Source organism: Paenibacillus sp. LBL, from assembly GCF_029893715.1.
Classification (GTDB): domain Bacteria; phylum Bacillota; class Bacilli; order Paenibacillales; family Paenibacillaceae; genus Paenibacillus_AQ; species Paenibacillus_AQ glucanolyticus.
This window is the reverse complement of the sequence record NZ_JARXYU010000001.1, coordinates 995,521-1,013,066: the sequence shown is the minus strand read 5'-3', so window position 1 is coordinate 1,013,066 and position 17,546 is coordinate 995,521. Positions and strand designations below refer to the sequence as shown.

13 protein-coding genes are annotated in these 17,546 nt (G+C 46.5%); 12 read left to right on the top strand and 1 reads right to left on the bottom strand.

Features of this window, described 5'->3' with window-relative positions; translation table 11 throughout:
* Positions 1-37: 37 nt before the first annotated feature.
* The 4 genes from M2277_RS04915 to glnA all read left to right on the top strand — a co-directional run bounded on the left by M2277_RS04915 (position 38) and on the right by glnA (position 6,401).
* Positions 38-1,612, top strand: a complete 1,575-nt coding sequence (locus tag M2277_RS04915; RefSeq protein ID WP_006212189.1) for a helix-turn-helix domain-containing protein — start codon at positions 38-40, stop codon at positions 1,610-1,612.
* Between the two features lie 38 nt (positions 1,613-1,650).
* Positions 1,651-3,447, top strand: a complete 1,797-nt coding sequence (locus tag M2277_RS04910) for a sensor histidine kinase (protein ID WP_006212188.1) — start codon at positions 1,651-1,653, stop codon at positions 3,445-3,447.
* A 177-nt stretch (positions 3,448-3,624) separates the two neighbouring features.
* On the top strand, positions 3,625-4,680 hold the full coding sequence (gene aroF, locus M2277_RS04905) for a 3-deoxy-7-phosphoheptulonate synthase (protein WP_036639642.1): 1,056 nt from the start codon (positions 3,625-3,627) through the stop codon (positions 4,678-4,680).
* 296 nt (positions 4,681-4,976) lie between these two features.
* Complete coding sequence (gene glnA, locus M2277_RS04900) at positions 4,977-6,401, top strand: type I glutamate--ammonia ligase (protein WP_006212186.1); 1,425 nt, start codon at positions 4,977-4,979, stop codon at positions 6,399-6,401.
* Between the two features lie 161 nt (positions 6,402-6,562).
* Here the strand turns inward: glnA and M2277_RS04895 are convergent, their stop codons facing one another.
* Positions 6,563-7,600, bottom strand: a complete 1,038-nt coding sequence (locus M2277_RS04895; RefSeq protein ID WP_172963910.1) for a LacI family DNA-binding transcriptional regulator — start codon at positions 7,598-7,600, stop codon at positions 6,563-6,565.
* Positions 7,601-8,082: 482 nt separating this feature from the next.
* On the opposite strand from M2277_RS04895, the gene M2277_RS04890 reads away from it, so the two are divergent.
* The 8 genes from M2277_RS04890 (at position 8,083) to M2277_RS04855 (ending at position 17,291) form a co-directional block, all read left to right on the top strand.
* Positions 8,083-9,426 carry an ABC transporter substrate-binding protein gene (locus tag M2277_RS04890; RefSeq protein WP_148246612.1) on the top strand — a complete coding sequence of 448 codons (1,344 nt, stop codon included), beginning with the start codon at positions 8,083-8,085 and terminating at the stop codon, positions 9,424-9,426.
* Positions 9,427-9,534: 108 nt separating this feature from the next.
* Positions 9,535-10,428, top strand: coding sequence for a carbohydrate ABC transporter permease (locus M2277_RS04885; RefSeq protein WP_006212185.1), 894 nt, complete (start codon positions 9,535-9,537; stop codon positions 10,426-10,428).
* Positions 10,428-11,264, top strand: a complete 837-nt coding sequence (locus tag M2277_RS04880; protein ID WP_006212184.1) for a carbohydrate ABC transporter permease — start codon at positions 10,428-10,430, stop codon at positions 11,262-11,264. Before M2277_RS04885 ends, M2277_RS04880 begins: the two co-directional genes overlap by 1 nt.
* Before the next feature lie 24 nt (positions 11,265-11,288).
* Positions 11,289-14,015, top strand: coding sequence for a GH36-type glycosyl hydrolase domain-containing protein (locus M2277_RS04875; RefSeq protein WP_280754279.1), 2,727 nt, complete (start codon positions 11,289-11,291; stop codon positions 14,013-14,015).
* 83 nt (positions 14,016-14,098) lie between these two features.
* A complete protein-coding gene (locus tag M2277_RS04870; protein ID WP_063480416.1) occupies positions 14,099-14,983 on the top strand; it encodes a hypothetical protein in 885 nt (294 codons plus the stop codon).
* A 174-nt stretch (positions 14,984-15,157) separates the two neighbouring features.
* Positions 15,158-16,246, top strand: coding sequence for a 3-phosphoserine/phosphohydroxythreonine transaminase (gene serC, locus M2277_RS04865; RefSeq protein WP_036639632.1), 1,089 nt, complete (start codon positions 15,158-15,160; stop codon positions 16,244-16,246).
* Between the two features lie 129 nt (positions 16,247-16,375).
* Positions 16,376-16,840, top strand: coding sequence for a tRNA (uridine(34)/cytosine(34)/5-carboxymethylaminomethyluridine(34)-2'-O)-methyltransferase TrmL (trmL, locus tag M2277_RS04860; RefSeq protein WP_006212180.1), 465 nt, complete (start codon positions 16,376-16,378; stop codon positions 16,838-16,840).
* Between the two features lie 196 nt (positions 16,841-17,036).
* Positions 17,037-17,291: an AbrB/MazE/SpoVT family DNA-binding domain-containing protein gene (locus M2277_RS04855; RefSeq protein WP_009595823.1), complete on the top strand. Its 255-nt coding sequence runs from the start codon at positions 17,037-17,039 to the stop codon at positions 17,289-17,291.
* Positions 17,292-17,546: the final 255 nt, after the last annotated feature.

The window sequence follows — 17,546 nt, the reverse complement described above, 5'->3', positions numbered from 1 at the left end:
ATACCCTTATCGGAATTTATAGGGGAGATGGTAACCTGTGTATAAAGTGCTGCTGGCAGACGATGAAATACTGGACCTAGAGGGCATGAAGAGCTTTATTCCATGGGAGAATCTCGGAATGAAAGTGATAGACTCGGTCAATAATGGCTTCGCCGCCTATGAGGTTCTCGAGAGGGAGAAGATCGACATCCTCGTTACCGATGTCCGCATGCCCAATATGACTGGGCTGGAGCTTGCACAGCGGGCGCTGAAATTGCAGGAGGAACTTCGGATTATCTTCGTAAGCGGTTACCAGGACTTTGGTTACGTGAAGCAGGCTATCGCTTTGAACGCGTGCAGTTATGTTTTGAAGCCGATGGAAGATCAGGAACTGATCGATGCCCTGACAAAAGTGAAACTTGAGCTCGATCGCCTTCATGAACGCAAGGAGACGGAGCAGGCCTATCAGCAGATGATCCCTATCCTCAAAAATCAATACTTGCTGCAAATTCTTCAGAAGCCTTACGATGGCGCGATACTGGATATCATCAAGCGGGAGTACCGTTTTACAGAGCTTCATTGGCCGGTGTGCGTCATTTTGCTGGAACTTGATAATGTAAGTACATGGCGCAACAGCTCGCTCGATTCCGAGGAAAAGCTTAGTGTTGTGGAGAACTACTTTGCAAGATTACATAAACTTCTCGACGCGAACGGCTTTGAGCATATATGCAAGGTGAACGATCAGCGGACAGCCGTGCTGCTTAGCGGTGGCCGAGGCAAAGCGGAGATTCAGTCCCTTCTGGAAGAATTGAAGCAAGAATGCGCCTATACCATGACTGTAGGGGAAGGTAAGGCCGTCCACAAGCTGGAGGATCTCCATACATCCTATCAGGAGGCTTTAGCTGCCCTGGACTATAAGATGTTTCGGGGCAAAGGCAGATGGATTCTGTACAGCGAGGTGCCTACCGAAGATCGTGAAGATGTAAAAAGTCTCGATATCCGCTTCGATGCATTGTTTACAGCCATGACAGAGTATGATATTGTTCGTATCTATGATGAGTTGGAAGCGATTCAATTACTTGCTTCCAATATACGTTCCAAGTTCACGATACGCAATTTAGCTGTGTATATCATGGTAAAGCTGGAAGGTCATCTTCAGACGATTAATGAAGAATTGTACCGAATGGCAGGCTTGGAGCTCAAGAATTTTGATATTTTGCTGCACTTTGAAACGATGGATGATATTTTCTCATGGCTGCGCATGAAGGCAATGGAAATATCGGAAATGCTCAAAAACCGAAAATCAACCAAGAATGGACGCTTGGTCGAAGAGATTATTGAGAATATTCAGGCGCGCATGCATGAGAACATTACACTGCGAGATATGGCAAACCGTTTTTCTTTCTCACCGAATTATCTCGGGGTACTCTTCAAAGAAGAAACCGGGCATAACTTCAGCGATTATGTGATTAAACTCCGCATGGAGCGTGCGAGAGACCTGCTCAAGACAACTAAGCTGAAAATATACGAAATTGCGTCACAGACCGGGTATCAATATTTACCTTATTTCAGTCGGCAGTTTAAGGAAATGTACGGAATGACACCCTTGGAATACCGGCGCAAGCACTCTTAACTTGCAAAATACAGATTAGATGTGGGGTCATGCATGTTATGGCGGGGAAATTCGAACGAATACGGGTCAAGATACCATTCGGTTACAAGTTGATGATTTCGTACTGTGTGTTCATCATTATACCGGTATTGCTTGTGGGTCAAATCGCGAATCAAGTCTTCGTTAAGTCAACTCGTGAGCAGACGTACAACAACATCCAGGGAACACTTCATCAAATGAGCGAGAATATTTCTTACAAGATGGAGGATATGATTCGAATATCAGACATGCTGTATTTCGATACGACCTTTAACAGCCGGCTGCGATATACAGAAAGCGCCTGGGTAAGCTACGATACAACGATCAATGTGCTCATTCCGAAGCTGGAGACAGCGGTGAGCACAGCGAATCGGAGGATTTGGCTGTCGATCTATCTGCGCAATGACGATCTTAGGGAGATCTATGACAGTTACGCGTATTCGGATCCGCTCGACTCTAACAAACGTCTATTCGATATTTATCAATATGAGCGGCTTGAGAACAGGACCTGGTATAAATTATATCCCAAGGAAGAGAATTACGGAGTGACACTCCAGTGGAAACAGATTGAGGATGATGCGAGCAACGGCCGTATCTCATTGCTGCGGAGACTGGTCGATATCAGTACGACCATTAAACCGCAGGAGATCGGATTCATGCGGATTAATGTCAGCATGACAGATTTGTTCGAAAGCATGGATTACAACAAGATCGGCGATGGCACAGCGTTGTATTTATCGGATTCCCAAGGACGCGTGGTCCTGTCATCGGGCGGCAAGCAGACCAACGTCTTTAGAGAGAAGGAGCTCCGTAAGAACGGGGATTTGCTTATCCGCAAGCCGATTCCTCAGCTGGGCTGGGATCTCATTGCCGTGGTTCCTGCCCAAATTGTGGAGAAAGATACCGTAAAGATACGTAATCTAACCTATCTGATCTGTCTCATTTGCATTGGTATCTTTTTTGTTGTCAGCATCGTGGTCTCAAGATATTTCAGTCGAAGGGTGTCCAAAATCGTATCGGTGCTTGATTCATTTCAGGAAGGTGAATTCCATAAACGGGTGTCTTTTAAAGGAAATGATGAGTTCACCCACATCTCCTCTGCTCTGAACGATATGGGCAGCAATATCGGTAAACTGATCAATGAGGTGTATCTCGCCGATCTGCAGAAAAAAGAAGCGGAGCTGGAGTCGCTTCATGCGCAGATTAATCCGCATTTCCTATACAATACGCTATCTTCCATCAGCCGCTTGGCACGGTTCGGGATGCTGGATAAACTTCAGCGCATGGTGATGGATTTGGCGAAGTTTTACCGTCTGTCGCTGAATGATGGCCGTAATATCATCTCGGTGAAGAATGAATTGGAACAGGCTCAGGCGTATGTTGATATTCAAAAGATCAAATACGATGAGCGGATGCAGGTTACCTATGATTATGCGCCTGAGGTGGTACGGTATGAAACGGTGAAATTGATACTGCAGCCGTTTATCGAGAATGTGCTGGAGCATGCATGGACCGGGGAGTATATTCATATCCGAATTACGGCCACAGTGCTGGAAGTGGAAGATGTGCTGGAATTCAAAATCATTGATAACGGCGTGGGCTTCCCTCCCGGCAGAGTTCTTGATAATACAGCTGGTCAGGATCTGACCAATGCCGGATACGGCATTCGGAATGTAGACCAACGGATCAAGCTTCACTACGGTAATGAATATGGGGTCACTTTGTTCAGCCGTGCTGGCATCGGGACAACCGTAAGAATTGTCATACCGCTGGTTAAGCGAAAAGTGGCAGAAGGACGTAATAAAACGTTATTGTAAAACGGAAAGAGCAGATCTCCCGATCATGAAGGCTTGAAGAATGGGCTTGACGACGGGAGATTTTTTTTGTATATTTACTTTATCAGTTAAAAGCATAAAAGCTTAAAAGCGAACAAGCGCGAAAGTGAGCATCAACTCATTCACAAACAAGAATATATTCAGAAAGAAGGTTATATAATGATCGTTATCACTTCAAATCAAATATTAGAGGAACAAGTACAGCATATCGTAGGGGAAATTGAGAAGGAAGGACTGCAGGCTCATGTATCCCGAGGGGCGGATCGGACGGTAATCGGTCTTATCGGCAGCGTGAATCCGAAACTTGCGGAGCATCTTCGTCAAATGAAAGGTGTAGAGAACGTAGTCAAGATCTCCAAGTCCTACAAGCTGGCGAGCCGTGATTTCCATCCGGATGATACCGTTATCGATATTAAGGGCACCAGGATTGGCGGCGGCAACCTGGTTGTCATGGGGGGACCGTGCGCAGTGGAATCTGCGCAGCAGATTGACGAGATTGCACAGCTGGTCAAGGCAGCAGGTGGGCAAGTGCTCAGAGGAGGCGCATTTAAGCCTCGTACGGGTCCATACAGCTTCCAGGGTGTTGGCGTCGAGGGTTTGATCATGATGGCTGAAGCGGGCCAAAAACATGGCCTGCTGACGATAACAGAGGTTATGACCCCCGAATACGTTGATATTTGCGCCGAGTATGCCGATATTCTTCAAGTAGGTACCCGAAATATGCAGAATTTCGATTTGCTTCGCAAACTGGGCACCTGCGGCAAGCCGGTTTTGCTCAAGAGAGGCTTTAGCGCCACCTATGATGAGTTACTGAATGCAGCGGAATATATTCTTGCCGGCGGCAATCCGAATGTTATGCTCTGTGAACGCGGAATCCGAACATTCGAAACGTATACCCGAAATACATTGGATTTATCTGCCATCCCGGTTCTGCAAGGGTTGAGCCATCTTCCGGTGATCTCGGACCCAAGTCACGGAACGGGCCGGCGCGAGCTCGTAGAACCGATGTCCAAGGCTTCTGTAGCGGCTGGAGCAGACGGTCTTATCATTGAGATGCATACGGATCCTGACAATTCCATGACGGGAGATGGCGTTCAATCGCTGTTCCCGGATCAATTCGCCGCGCTGCTGAAAGACTTGGAGCAACTGGCTCCATTGGTAGGTAAAAGCTTTGCCACTTCAAAAGCACCTGCCTCTGAATTTGTGCGCGTATAATAATCGATATAGGTGAATTTGATAGACTTAAGCATATCGTTCGCTATATGAGGATAGCTGGGCCAGTCCCTTATTTATAGTAGTAGACACTTGCAGCAAGCTCGCAGGTGTCTTTTTGCTTCGTTTACATTAACTGGTTTTCAATGTCAGTATATATAACATCATTTTTAAAAATACCTTACATAGGTATTGACGTCAGGTTATCTCCCGGCATATAATGACGAAAAGAAATCGAAAGATTATGAACATTGTTAAGCTGTTTTAGTCTTAATGTTCGGAAATTGGGAGGAAGAGACATGTCGGTAGAGAAAGTATTGCAAACCATTAAAGAGAACAATATTGAGTGGGTCGATTTTCGTTTTGTGGACTTGTCGGGACGGGCGCATCACATTACCTTGCCGGCTTCAGAGGTAGATGAAGAAACATTCGTGAACGGGGTAGCGTTTGATGGATCTTCTATTCCAGGATTCCGCGGCATTGAAGAATCAGATATGGTAATGATGCCAGATCCGGAATCTTGCTATATCGATCCATTTACAGCACATCCTACACTTAACATTATGAGCAACATCTTTACACCGGAGGGCGATGCTTACGAGCGTGATCCACGCGGTATCGCAGCTCGCGCTGAGCAATATCTTCAAGAGGCGGGAATCGGTACAGCAGCATTCTTCGCACCTGAATCCGAGTTTTTCCTGTTCGATGATGTTCGCTACGAAAGCTCCATGAACAGCTCCAGCTACTTTGTAGACTCCGAGGAAGCAAACTGGAATACCAACCGCAAGGAAGAAGGCGGCAACCTTGGTTTCAAAGTTGGCGTTAAGGGCGGATACGTTCCAGTGGCACCTATTGATACACAGCAGGACATTCGCAGCGAAATGTGCCGTTTGCTTGAGGAGGCAGGACTGCGGGTTGAGCGTCATCACCATGAGGTAGCAACGGCAGGGCAGGCTGAAATCAACTTCCGTTTTGACACATTAAAGAAAACAGCTGACAATTTGTTGATCTATAAATACATCGTGCATAACACGGCTCGCCAATATGGCAAAACGGCTACATTCATGCCGAAGCCACTGTTCGGAGATAACGGAAGCGGCATGCACGTTCACCAATCCATTTTCGATGGCGATACCCCTTTGTTCTACGAAAAAGGAGCTTATGCTAACCTGAGCGAAACGGCTATCCACTACATTGGCGGTATTCTGTACCATGCACCGGCATTGATTGCTTTGACAAATCCGAGCACAAACTCCTTCAAACGTCTGGTTCCAGGCTATGAAGCACCGGTTAACCTCGTGTACTCCAAAGGCAATCGTTCCGCAGCAGTTCGGATTCCGGTTGCAGCTGTAACACCTAAAGGCTGCCGCATTGAGTTCCGTACACCGGACTCCACGGCGAATCCTTACCTTGCATTCTCGGCCATGCTGATGGCTGGCCTGGATGGCATCAAGCGCAAAATCGATCCGACGGCACTGGGCTACGGACCATTCGATAAGAACATCTACGAACTGTCTGATGCTGAGAAGAGAGAAATCCGCAGCGTACCAGGTTCCCTGGATGAGGCTTTGGATGCTCTTCAAGCAGACAGCGAATTCTTGACTGAGGGCGGCGTGTTTACGCAGGAATTCCTCGATAACTTCATTGAGCTCAAGCGCTCTGAAGCTAAAGCGGTTAACATCCGTGTTCATCCGCATGAGTACTCCCTGTACTACGACCTCTAATACTCATATTAAAAAAAGCTTAGGGCCTGTGGCTCTAAGCTTTTTTTAGTATGTAGATGGATGGAAAGTAGATAGTGCTGTCCAAGCGAGCAGAAGGGCGGCCTTCCGGGTGAGGAAGGTGAGGAAGGTGAGGAAGACCGTCGGTCCAATTGGACAAGCAATCAGAAGTAACCGAAGTGATGTGTCTTGCTCCCGCAAGATTCGCGTACGATAAGCTCAGGCTCAACAACAAACGAGCTGACCGGTGATTGCTTATTGATCAGGTCGTAGAGCATAAGTGCGGCCAATCGGCCGATCTTGTCTTTGTTTTGACGAATGGTCGTTAACTTGGGTGTAGTATATTTACATGCTTCAATATCGTCACAGCCAATGATCGAAACATTGTCTGGCACATTCAGGCCTTGCTCCTGAAGCGCCTGGATGGCCCCAATGGCAATCTGATCGGAGGCTGCAAAGATGGCACGGGGCAGCGATCCTGCCTGGATCAACCGTGTCATGGCCTTATATCCGCTTGCTTCGTAAAAGTCATCCCCGTTCAGAAACCACTCCGTACGGGCAGGAAGCCCGAAGCTCTCCATAGCGTTGCGATAACCGGCCTCACGCATGTTGGAGATTTCAGATTCCTTGCTGCCCCCAATGAATCCTAAGTCTCTGAAGCCTTGGAGGTAGAAATGTTCAACGACCTTCGAGGACATTTTATAGTTGTCCGACATAATGTGCCCCGACATTTCGCCGATCAGCTCAATGTCGACCCCAATACACGGAATGTCGCTCTCATCAAGCTCCTTAATGGAGGGCTCGATTTCTTCCCCGGATATAATGACACAGCCGTCCACCTGATAATGACGACATCTTCCGAGATAGTCGGCATCATCACCCTGGAATTTTTCATTCGAAAAAAACAGAAGGTCGTAACCGAGGACACCCATTTGTTTCTTGAACGAATTCAGAACCTCAACGAAAAAAGGATGGGTAAAATCCACATTCAATTTCCCGGCAAAAATAACGCCTATTAAATTGGATTTTTTCGTGGCTAATGTTTTCGCGGAGTTGGAGGGGGTATATCCGGTTTCTTTCATGATTTCCAGCACACGAGCTTTGGTCTCCTCGGATACATCACTATAGTTGTTAATAATCTTGGAGACGGTGGAAACGGATACCCCCGCCATTTTAGCGATTGTTTTAATATTCAACCCCATACTAAACGCCCCTTATTTGTTTATCAAGTCACCCCGAAATTTTCGTGGATTTTCGTTATAATTGTTAAAAAAACCTAAATATCAGCATAAAAAATGCCGCTTTCAACTTGTTTTTACGTTTAAGATGATTCGTTCGAAACTTTTTATAATTCTCTATTCGAAACTGTTTCGTAAAAATAGTGTATCCGCTTTAGTACTTTAAGTCAATGGAAGGAAGCGGCTATATAGCTGGAGTATCAAGGGGAAATAACGGAATGATAACGAGACGAAAAATTGTATTGAATGAGGTTAAAAAAAGCTTTGACAAACAAAATGTTATGAGTAATAATAGGCCTTACGAAACCGCTTTCGGTATAATTCGCTGAATTACGAAATGGATTACTGAAATTTTCGTAGCATCAAGACTATACTGGACGAAAAGAAGCGGAATAATGAATCCGGTTTCATAAATGAATTGCAAATTAATTTCAGGGGGTAAAGAAATGATTAAGAAATTATCAGCAGTACTTCTGGCGGGTGCTTTGACTTTCTCGCTAACGGCTTGCGGAGGAAGCAGTGATTCGGCCGATAAAGAAACACCGGCTAAAGGCGATAAGAAGGTCATCAAAATTTTACACTGGAAACAGGATAACATCAATAAAGCAGTTGAAGAGATCAACAAGAAATTTGAAGAGAAGTACCCTGAGTATAAGGTGGAATATACCACTACAGGACCGGATGATGAATTTAAGCAGGCGCAGAGAGCGAGAATCACGGCAAACGATGTGGACGTTCTGGCTGATTTGTCCGGGATGAGACTTTCTCCGCAGGAATGGACGCCAGGTGCTAAGGTGCCCGATTGGCAGCAGTGGATTGATACAGGACTGATCGCAGATTTATCGGACCAAGCCTTCATTAAGAATTATAATGCTAACGATATCGAAAAAGCCGGAACTTATAACGATAAAGTCTATGCAGTTCCAACAGGCAAGGTAGCCATGTCCGGCCTTTTCTATAATAAAGAGATTTTCGAGCAAAATGGTCTGAGCGTTCCAAAAACGTGGTCGGAGTTCATCATGCTTAATGATGATCTGAAAGCCAAAGGCATTACCCCGATTGTTGTTGCAGGTAAAGACGTATGGCCTTTGAAACTCCCTGTATTCGCTCTGCAAGCCAAAATTCTGGGTGGCGGAGATCAACAGAAATGGATTGAGGGTGTTTGGAAAGGCGAGACGGCTTATAACGATGAAGAGGCAGTCGAAGTATTGGAAAAAATGAAGACGCTTCAAGACAATTACATGATTGACGGATTCATGGGGATTGATTATGCAACAGCGCCTTCTTATTTTGCAACAGGCAAAGCGGCGATGCTGGCTGATGGATCCTGGGATGCTCCAACCATTGCAGCTGCCAACCCAGAGCTGAAGTTCGGATACTTCCCGCTTCCTGCAACAGAAGATGCGGCGAAGAATGCATCCTTTGTCGGCAAGTATGATGTAACCTGGTATGCTGCCGAGAAAGGACCGAACAAAGAGGGAGCATTGAAATGGCTTGAGTTCTTCTCCGAACCGGAGAACTACACGACATTTGTAAAGGCTGCCGGTTTCATTCCAACACAGGATAACATTCAAACCGAAAGCGATTTTATCGACAACGAACTTACTCCGTATCTGGGGGACTTTGAATTGGCGTACGAAATCATGATGATCAACCGTCAGAATATCGGCGAGCATCTGGCTGCTGAGGGTGTTCATACTGAATTCCTGGCTCCGGGCGGTCTTTACAAAACAGCGAAGGAATTGGCTGACATTCAGCAAAAAGAATGGGAAGCCGCAGCTCCTAAATAAAGATTTCTTCTACTATAAAGAGACCTATATAGAATGAACCATACTGTAATCGGGGTCTGTGCAACAGGCCCCGACATTTATTGAATCGGGATTTGCGAGGTGAGAGAGATGTATCCATTTGGAAAAGGGTTTAATCGCTTCATACCATTATTGCTGCTGCTGATACCCATGGCATTATACATTGTTTTTTATTTTGGACCTTCGATATTGACGGTCATTTACTCCTTTACCGACGTTAAAAACCTCCCCGGCAGCACCTATCAATTTGTCGGGCTTGATAATTACAAGGATTTATTCTTCTCGGGAAATTCAGGCGAACGCTGGCGCTCCATTATAAATACCCTGATCTTCATGTTCGTTGTTACGATTGTACAAAATGGAGTTGCTCTATTTATTGCCGTGATCATCAATCAACGCCTTAAAGGAGATTATTTCTATCGTGCGGTGTTTTTCTTGCCGGTTGTACTAGGCGTAGCTGTGGTTGCCCTAATCTGGGGGATGATGTTTGATCCGTTAAACGGACCGGTCAACCGCCTCTACGATGTTCTTTTCGGATATCAGGATATGTTCTTCGGAAGTTTCACCCATGCGTTCGGCTATATTATATTCGTACAGATTTGGATGTACATGGGATACTCCATGTTGATCTTTCTGGCAGGACTGCAGTCGGTTCCAAAAGATTTATATGAGGCTGGTCATATTGACGGCACTAGCAAATGGCAATCCTTCCGTCATATTACCTTCCCTCTCATCGCACCGTCTTTCACGGTGAATATGCTGCTGTCTATTATTGGGGCTATGTCGACGTTTGATATCATTTTGGCAACAACAGACGGTCGATTTAATACCAGAACGATGGCATATGACGTGTACAAGGAAACATTCCGCGGCAGCTTGGAAATGGGTCTTCCTTCTGCGCTTTCCGTGATACAGTTCTTGATTATTCTCCTCTTTGTTGTTGTTGCCGTCAGACAAACGCGTAAGAGAGAGGTGGAATATTGATGCAGAATTCCAAAACAACTCAAATTCTTTCTTACGGCGTCGTATTTCTGCTTCTGATTCTGTATGTCGTGCCGCTTCTGCTGGTGTTCAACATTTCGCTTAAATCCTTTAATGAATATTTGCTCAATCCCATTGGGATCGTCCAGAACATTGAATGGGGCAACTACACGCAAGCATGGTCTGAGGGCAATTTTGCCGGTTATTTCACCAACAGTCTGATTTACACGGTGGCGGCAACGGGGCTTACCATCATTGTTTCGTTGTTTGCCGCTTTTCCGGTTGCGCGCGGATATGTCATGTGGAGCGGATTCATTTATATGTTCTTCTTGCTGTCCCAGTTCCTTCCGAACCCGATGGTAGCCCAATATAAATTAATGCTGTCCTTTAAAGAGAGTGTTTCATTTTTCGGTTACGATACCAAGCTCGGTTATATTTTACTGAAAACGACGGGCACAGGCGTTGTATTCATGATGTTTGTGGGCTATATCAAATCGATCAGCAGAGATCTGGATGAAGCCGCAGGGATGGACGGTTCCGGATATATTCGTTACTTGTTCCAAATTATTCTGCCCCTTATGAAACCTGTGATAGCAACAGGTGTCATTCTGACCGCGATTGGGGTGTGGAATGACTTTGTAGGTCCGATCATGTATCTTCCAAGTCCGGCTAATTATCCGATCACGTTTGGCCTAAAAGAGTTCAGAGGGCAGTACGGGAATAACTGGCCGCTGCTTGCATGCGGAATAACGATCGTGGCTGCACCATTGATCATTCTGTACACGTTCATACAGAAATACCTTGTGGATGGCGCTCTTGCAGGAGCGGTTAAATCCTAATGGCATAAAGGGGAAGAGAACGATATGAAATCGACAGGATGGAAGTTTCAGGGGAACCAGGGCGTGTTTTCATTGAACATGCCTGAACATAACAGCTATTTATATTTTCCGTTAGTTAATGAAGCCGGCATGATGTCAGCCATAACGCCGAATCTTCATGGAGAAATCACAAGCAGTCACAATACTTTTTTGATGTCACCCGTATCGGTAGAGGATCTGCATAATTCTAAATCTGCACGTAATTTCTGGGTGTATATCGATGGGTACGGGGCATGGTCCGCAACTGGCAATTCCGCCAGGCAGAATGCAAACCGATTCATGCAGCAGGAGGAAGAGAGCGAATTAGAAGCAGGGTTTCTATGGCATAAGCTGAAGCGGATTAACCGGGAAACGGGACTGCAAGCGGAAGTGACGAGTTTCGTTCCTGTAACGGATGACAAAATTGAATTGATGAAAGTGAAACTGACAAACACAAGCGATCAGCCGCTGAAGCTGACGCCTACCGCAGCCATCCCGCTGTACGGACGCTCGGCAGATGATCTGCGGGATCATCGTCATGTGACTTCACTGCTGCATCGGATCTTTGTTCATCGTAAGGGGATCGAGGTGCAGCCTGTTCTGTCGTTTGACGAGCGCGGTCACCGTATCAATCAGGTGTGCTACAGCGTGCTGGGTGCAGAGGCAGATGGTGCGGAACCAGCCGGTTATGATCCGGTACTCGAGGAATTTATCGGGGAAGGCAGCGCACTGGATTGGCCCGAGGCTGTAGTTGCCAACAAGAAAGCGGGTGCAGCGGCTGGTGATACGCTGGAGGGCTACGAAGCGATTGGGGCTCTCCGGTTTCATGAGCTTCAATTGCTGCCAGGCCAATCCAGAGCTTATGTGATCGCAATGGTCATTTCAGAGGATCGCATAGAATCCGGCAGGCTGGACGAAACGTATTTATCGGAGAAGAGTTTTGATGATCTGCTTAAGCAGAACGAGAACTATTGGAATGACAAGCTGGCAACCGTGTCCTTTCATACTGGAGATCAACAGCAGGATATGTGGATGAAATGGGTAACGCTGCAGCCTATATTGCGCCGTTTATACGGGAACTCCTTCCTCCCCTATCATGACTATGGCCGTGGAGGCCGCGGATGGCGTGACCTGTGGCAGGATTGCCTTGCACTGATGATTATGGAGCCATCTGAGGTTCGATACCTTCTGCTCAATAATTACGCAGGTGTGCGAATGGACGGAAGCAATGCAACAATTATCGGAACCAAGCCGGGTGAGTTTATCGCGGACCGGAACAATATTCCTCGCGTATGGATGGATCATGGTGCCTGGCCGTTAATGACCACCCTGCTTTATATCAATCAGAGCGGGGATCTGGATTTCCTGAAGCAGCCTCAAACGTATTTCCGTGATGTGTTTGTGAAACGGTGTCAGGAGAAGGACAGCCACTGGTTGCCGGAGAATGGGAGTAAGCTCTTAACCGTGAATGGCAGGGTATATGAGGGAACGATACTTGAGCATATTTTGCTGCAGAATCTGGTTCCGTTCTTTAATGTAGGCGAGCACAATAACATCAAGCTGGAGGGAGCAGACTGGAATGATGGTCTGGACCTAGCGCCAGGCAGAGGCGAGAGTGTAGCATTTACTGCGTTTTATGCGAGCAACTTGATGCAGCTTGCTGATGTATTGCTGGCATGGCAGGAGAACCACGGTGTCGATTTCATTGAAATTGCAGAGGAAATGGCTGTTTTGCTCGATTCGTTAACGACTCCCGCTTCCTATGAGGATGTTAAAGGGAAACTCGAACTGCTGGATAGGTATTACGAATCAGTAAAAGTCTCTGTGACCGGAAACAAACTGAAATTAAGTTTAGCGGATGTTGTACAGGATTTGAAACTGAAAGCGGAATGGATCATCCAGCATTTGCGCCGCAACGAATGGATCACAAACGAAGAAGGGTATGCGTGGTTCAACGGATATTACAATAATGATGGAGAACGCGTGGAAGGCGATTTTCCCCATGGTGTGCGCATCACGCTTACAGGTCAGGTCTTTGCTGTCATGGGCGGAATTGCTGACGATGATCAGGTAAGCCGGATTACGAAGGCTGTGGATCGTTATCTGAAAGACCCTAACATCGGTTACCGCCTCAACTCGAATTTTGGCGAGATTCAACAAAATCTTGGACGTGCGTTCGGATTTGCGTTCGGGCATAAAGAGAATGGCGCCATGTTTAGCCATATGAGTGTCATGTATGCGAATGCTCTGTATAAAAGAGGTTTTGTCCAAGAAGGATATGAGGTGCTGCAGTCGATTTATGATCTGAGCAATGACTTTGATCGCAGTCGCATGTATCCTGGTATTCCTGAATACATCAATGAGAAGGGAAGAGGCATGTATCCCTATCTCACCGGATCAGCAAGCTGGCTTCTGCTTACGATGCTGACCGAGGTATTTGGCGTGAAAGGTAATCTGGGACATCTTCGCTTGGAACCGAAATTACGTTCCTCTCAATTTGGAGCTGATGGCAACGCAGTTGTAGATACAAGGTTTGCTGATCAACAGCTTCAGATTGTATACAGCAATCCAAGTGGATTGGATTATGGAAGTTATGGGATTCAATCGATTACACTGAACGGCGAGAAGGTTCAGCTGCGCAGTATCACCCGAGGGGCAGCTGAAGTGGATCGTTATACGTTGACTGCGTTATCCATGAATGAATCTCATATCATTCTTGTCGAGCTCGCCTAACATAAGAACATGCAAATTGACGGAAGCCCTGGCAGACAAGTGACCGGGGCTTCTTCATCATGAATGGAAAGGGAGCGATTAGCATGAGCCATCTATTAACGAACGGACAACTAGCCGTAGATATAGCGGATATTGATAGTTACCAAGGCACACGTTTTGATCGGACCGGATTCATTACACAGGTCAGGCTCGTGGGGAGCGGTCATACGTTCTGTGTTCATGAGTATGCAGAGGGATTTAACCCTGCCGGCGGATCAGGATTATGCAATGAATTTGGTCTTCACGACGGAATGGGGTACTCGGAAACCAGGGTAGGCGAGTGGTTTCCTAAACTAGGGGTGGGCCTTCTTAAGCGGGTTAATGAAGACGGTTATAACTTTCAGTATACGTATCCGCTGGAACCTTTCGATGTGGATATCACGGCGGACGATTTAAACATCACGTATGTGGTTCATGCAAGGAACACAAAGGGATATGCAGCCAGGCTGGTTAAGAAGATCTCCATCCAAGGTACCTCGTTGACCATGGATTATGAGCTCTGCAACGAAGGTAGCCGAAGGATTGATACGGAGGAATATATCCATAATTTCATAGGTATAAACGATCAGGACGCAGGACCAGAATACAAGCTGCGGCTGCCTGTACCTGTCCGATTTACGGAGGTTGAATCTGACTATACCTCCGGCTTGCTGTCTGTCCAGGGTTGCGAGGTGAACTGGAACGCCAAGCCGAGCAAGCCCTTTTATGGAAAGCTGGAAGGTTTCAACGGCAGTGACCATTCTTATTCATGGGAGCTCACGCATAAAGCCAGCAGGGCGGGAGTAAGGGAGAGCAGTGATTTTCCAGTCGCTTACATGGCGCTATGGGGTACTGGCCACGTGATTTCTCCCGAGGTGTTTATTCGTCTGAGTCTGGCTCCGGGAGAACAGAAATGCTGGAGAAGGCAGTTCCAATTCTTCAGTTGGTAAACAAAAGGGTGTCCCTTTTGGGTCTTCGCAGGTTCGAATTGTAGGATTTATCCGTTTTTGATGGAGAATAAAAAATTGTATAAAATGCACTTGATGGACCTTCGCTTTGTTGCTATGATTAGCTTTAAATCTATAAAGCGATAAAGGGAACAAGGAGAAAGGGTGGAGAGTCTTTTGAGCAAGAGAGCATACAATTTTAATGCAGGGCCTGCTGCGCTGCCGCTTGAAGTGTTGGAGCGCGCTCAGGCTGAATTCGTCAATTACGGGGATACGGGCATGTCGATCATGGAAATGTCGCATCGCGGTGCCGTCTATGAAGCAGTTCATAATGAAGCGCAGGAACGCCTGCTGTCCCTGCTGGGAAATCCGTCCGGGTACAAGGTGTTATTCATTCAAGGTGGTGCCAGCACGCAATTTGCGATGATTCCGATGAACTTTTTGGGACAAGGCCAGGTTGCAAATTATGTGATGACAGGCAGCTGGGCCGAGAAGGCGATTAAGGAAGCCAGGCTGATTGGCGAAACCCATGTTGCCGCCTCATCGGAAGCGAGCAAATACATGGCTTTGCCTGAGCTTCAAGATATCAAGCTATCCGATCATGCAGCTTATCTTCATCTGACTTCCAATGAAACCATTGAAGGCACACAGTTTAAGGAATTCCCGGATACCGGATCCGTACCGCTGATCTGCGATATGTCGAGTGATATCCTGAGCCGTCCTTTTGATCTAAGCCAATTTGCCATGGTATATGCCGGTGCGCAGAAGAACCTTGGACCATCCGGCGTGGCCGTTGTGATTGTCAGAGAGGATATGATTACAGATTCTCCTAAACATCTGCCAAGTATGCTCCGTTATGATACTTATTTGAAAAACAATTCGCTCTACAATACGCCGCCGTCCTTTGGCATATATATGATTAACGAGGTTCTCAAATGGATTCAGGAGAAGGGGGGCCTTGAAGGCGTTCAGGAGCTGAACCGCAAGAAAGCCGCACTCATCTATGATGCCATCGATAGCAGCGGCGGTTTCTATCGCGGCTGCGTGAACGCAGAAGTGCGTTCGGATATGAATATTACGTTCCGTCTGGGCACGGAAGAGCTGGAGAAGGAATTTGTGAAGGCTTCGGAGCAAGAAGGCTTTGTCGGTCTAAAAGGCCATCGCAGCGTCGGCGGTTTGCGCGCTTCGGTGTATAATGCCCTTCCGTACGAGAGCGCTCAGGCGCTTGTACAATTTATGCAGCAGTTCCAGAACAGCCGCAGCTAATACATCATCGAAGATGAACAGAAATAACCTTCCGCCCATCAGCGGAAGGTTATTTCTGGATACCCCGGGAATTCGGGATGGAATCGGTTATAATAGAAGAAAACAGAAGAAAAGGTGGACTTTATCAACATGGCATTACACATCGTACTAGTCGAACCGGAAATCCCCGCCAATACGGGCAATATCGCCAGAACCTGCGCCGCAACAGGCACTCATCTGCATCTGGTCCGTCCGCTCGGCTTTAATACAGATGACAAAACATTGAAGCGGGCAGGGCTGGATTACTGGTATGCCGTACATATTGAATACCACGATTCCTTTGAGGAATTAAAGGCACTGTATCCGGACGGACGTTATTTCTATGCCACGACGAAGGCAACCAAGCGTTACATGGATATCGAGTATCAGGATGGCGATTTTCTGGTTTTTGGCAAAGAGACCAAGGGCCTGCCTCCAGAGCTGCTTGCTGCAAATAGCGAGCATTGCATACGGATGCCGATGACAGATAAGGTCCGCTCGCTGAATTTGTCCAATTCGGCTGCGATTATGGTATACGAGGCATTACGCCAGCTGAATTTCCCGGGTATGGATTAAAAGCTGCAAAACTTCGAGTTTTTAGGGAAAAATCATCCAGTATACCTATTTGATATTGAAAAAAACTAAGAAATTCTTAATATCCAGCAGGATTCGACAACTTTTTATCGAACTATTATACTAGGCCCTTATTATCAGTTCTGTAATTGTGGTGTCAGAAATCACTTGTTGAAAATGAAAGAGGTGTACAATCGTTATGAAACCTGCTGGTGTTGTTCGTAAGGTCGATCAGCTGGGAAGAATCGTTCTGCCTAAGTCTCTGCGGAAGAGATATCAAATGAACGAGGGGGATCCCGTAGAAATTCTTGTACAGGGGGACCATATTATATTAGAGCGCTATCGTCCGAAGTGTGTCTTCTGTGGTTCTATGGATGGTGTAAGCGAGTTTAAAGAGCGCTACATCTGCTCGCAATGCATGTCCGAAATGCAACAGCTTCCGAAACATGCCTAGTTGCCTAATATGAATTACCTTTTGAGCATCGCTAAAGAGCGGTGCCTTTTTTGTTTCGCAATAAAATAAAAACTCCCCCGTATTTCGGGGGAGTTTATGCCTTACAGGCCTTTGGTTTTATCATCATTGTATGACGAGGTCCAAATGCCGACCATGTAAAGGGCAAACACGAGCATGACGATCCAAAAGGTTAATGAGAAAGACATCCTTGCCACCTCCTGCTAAGCTATTCTTATTATAACCACCTTGGGCGAA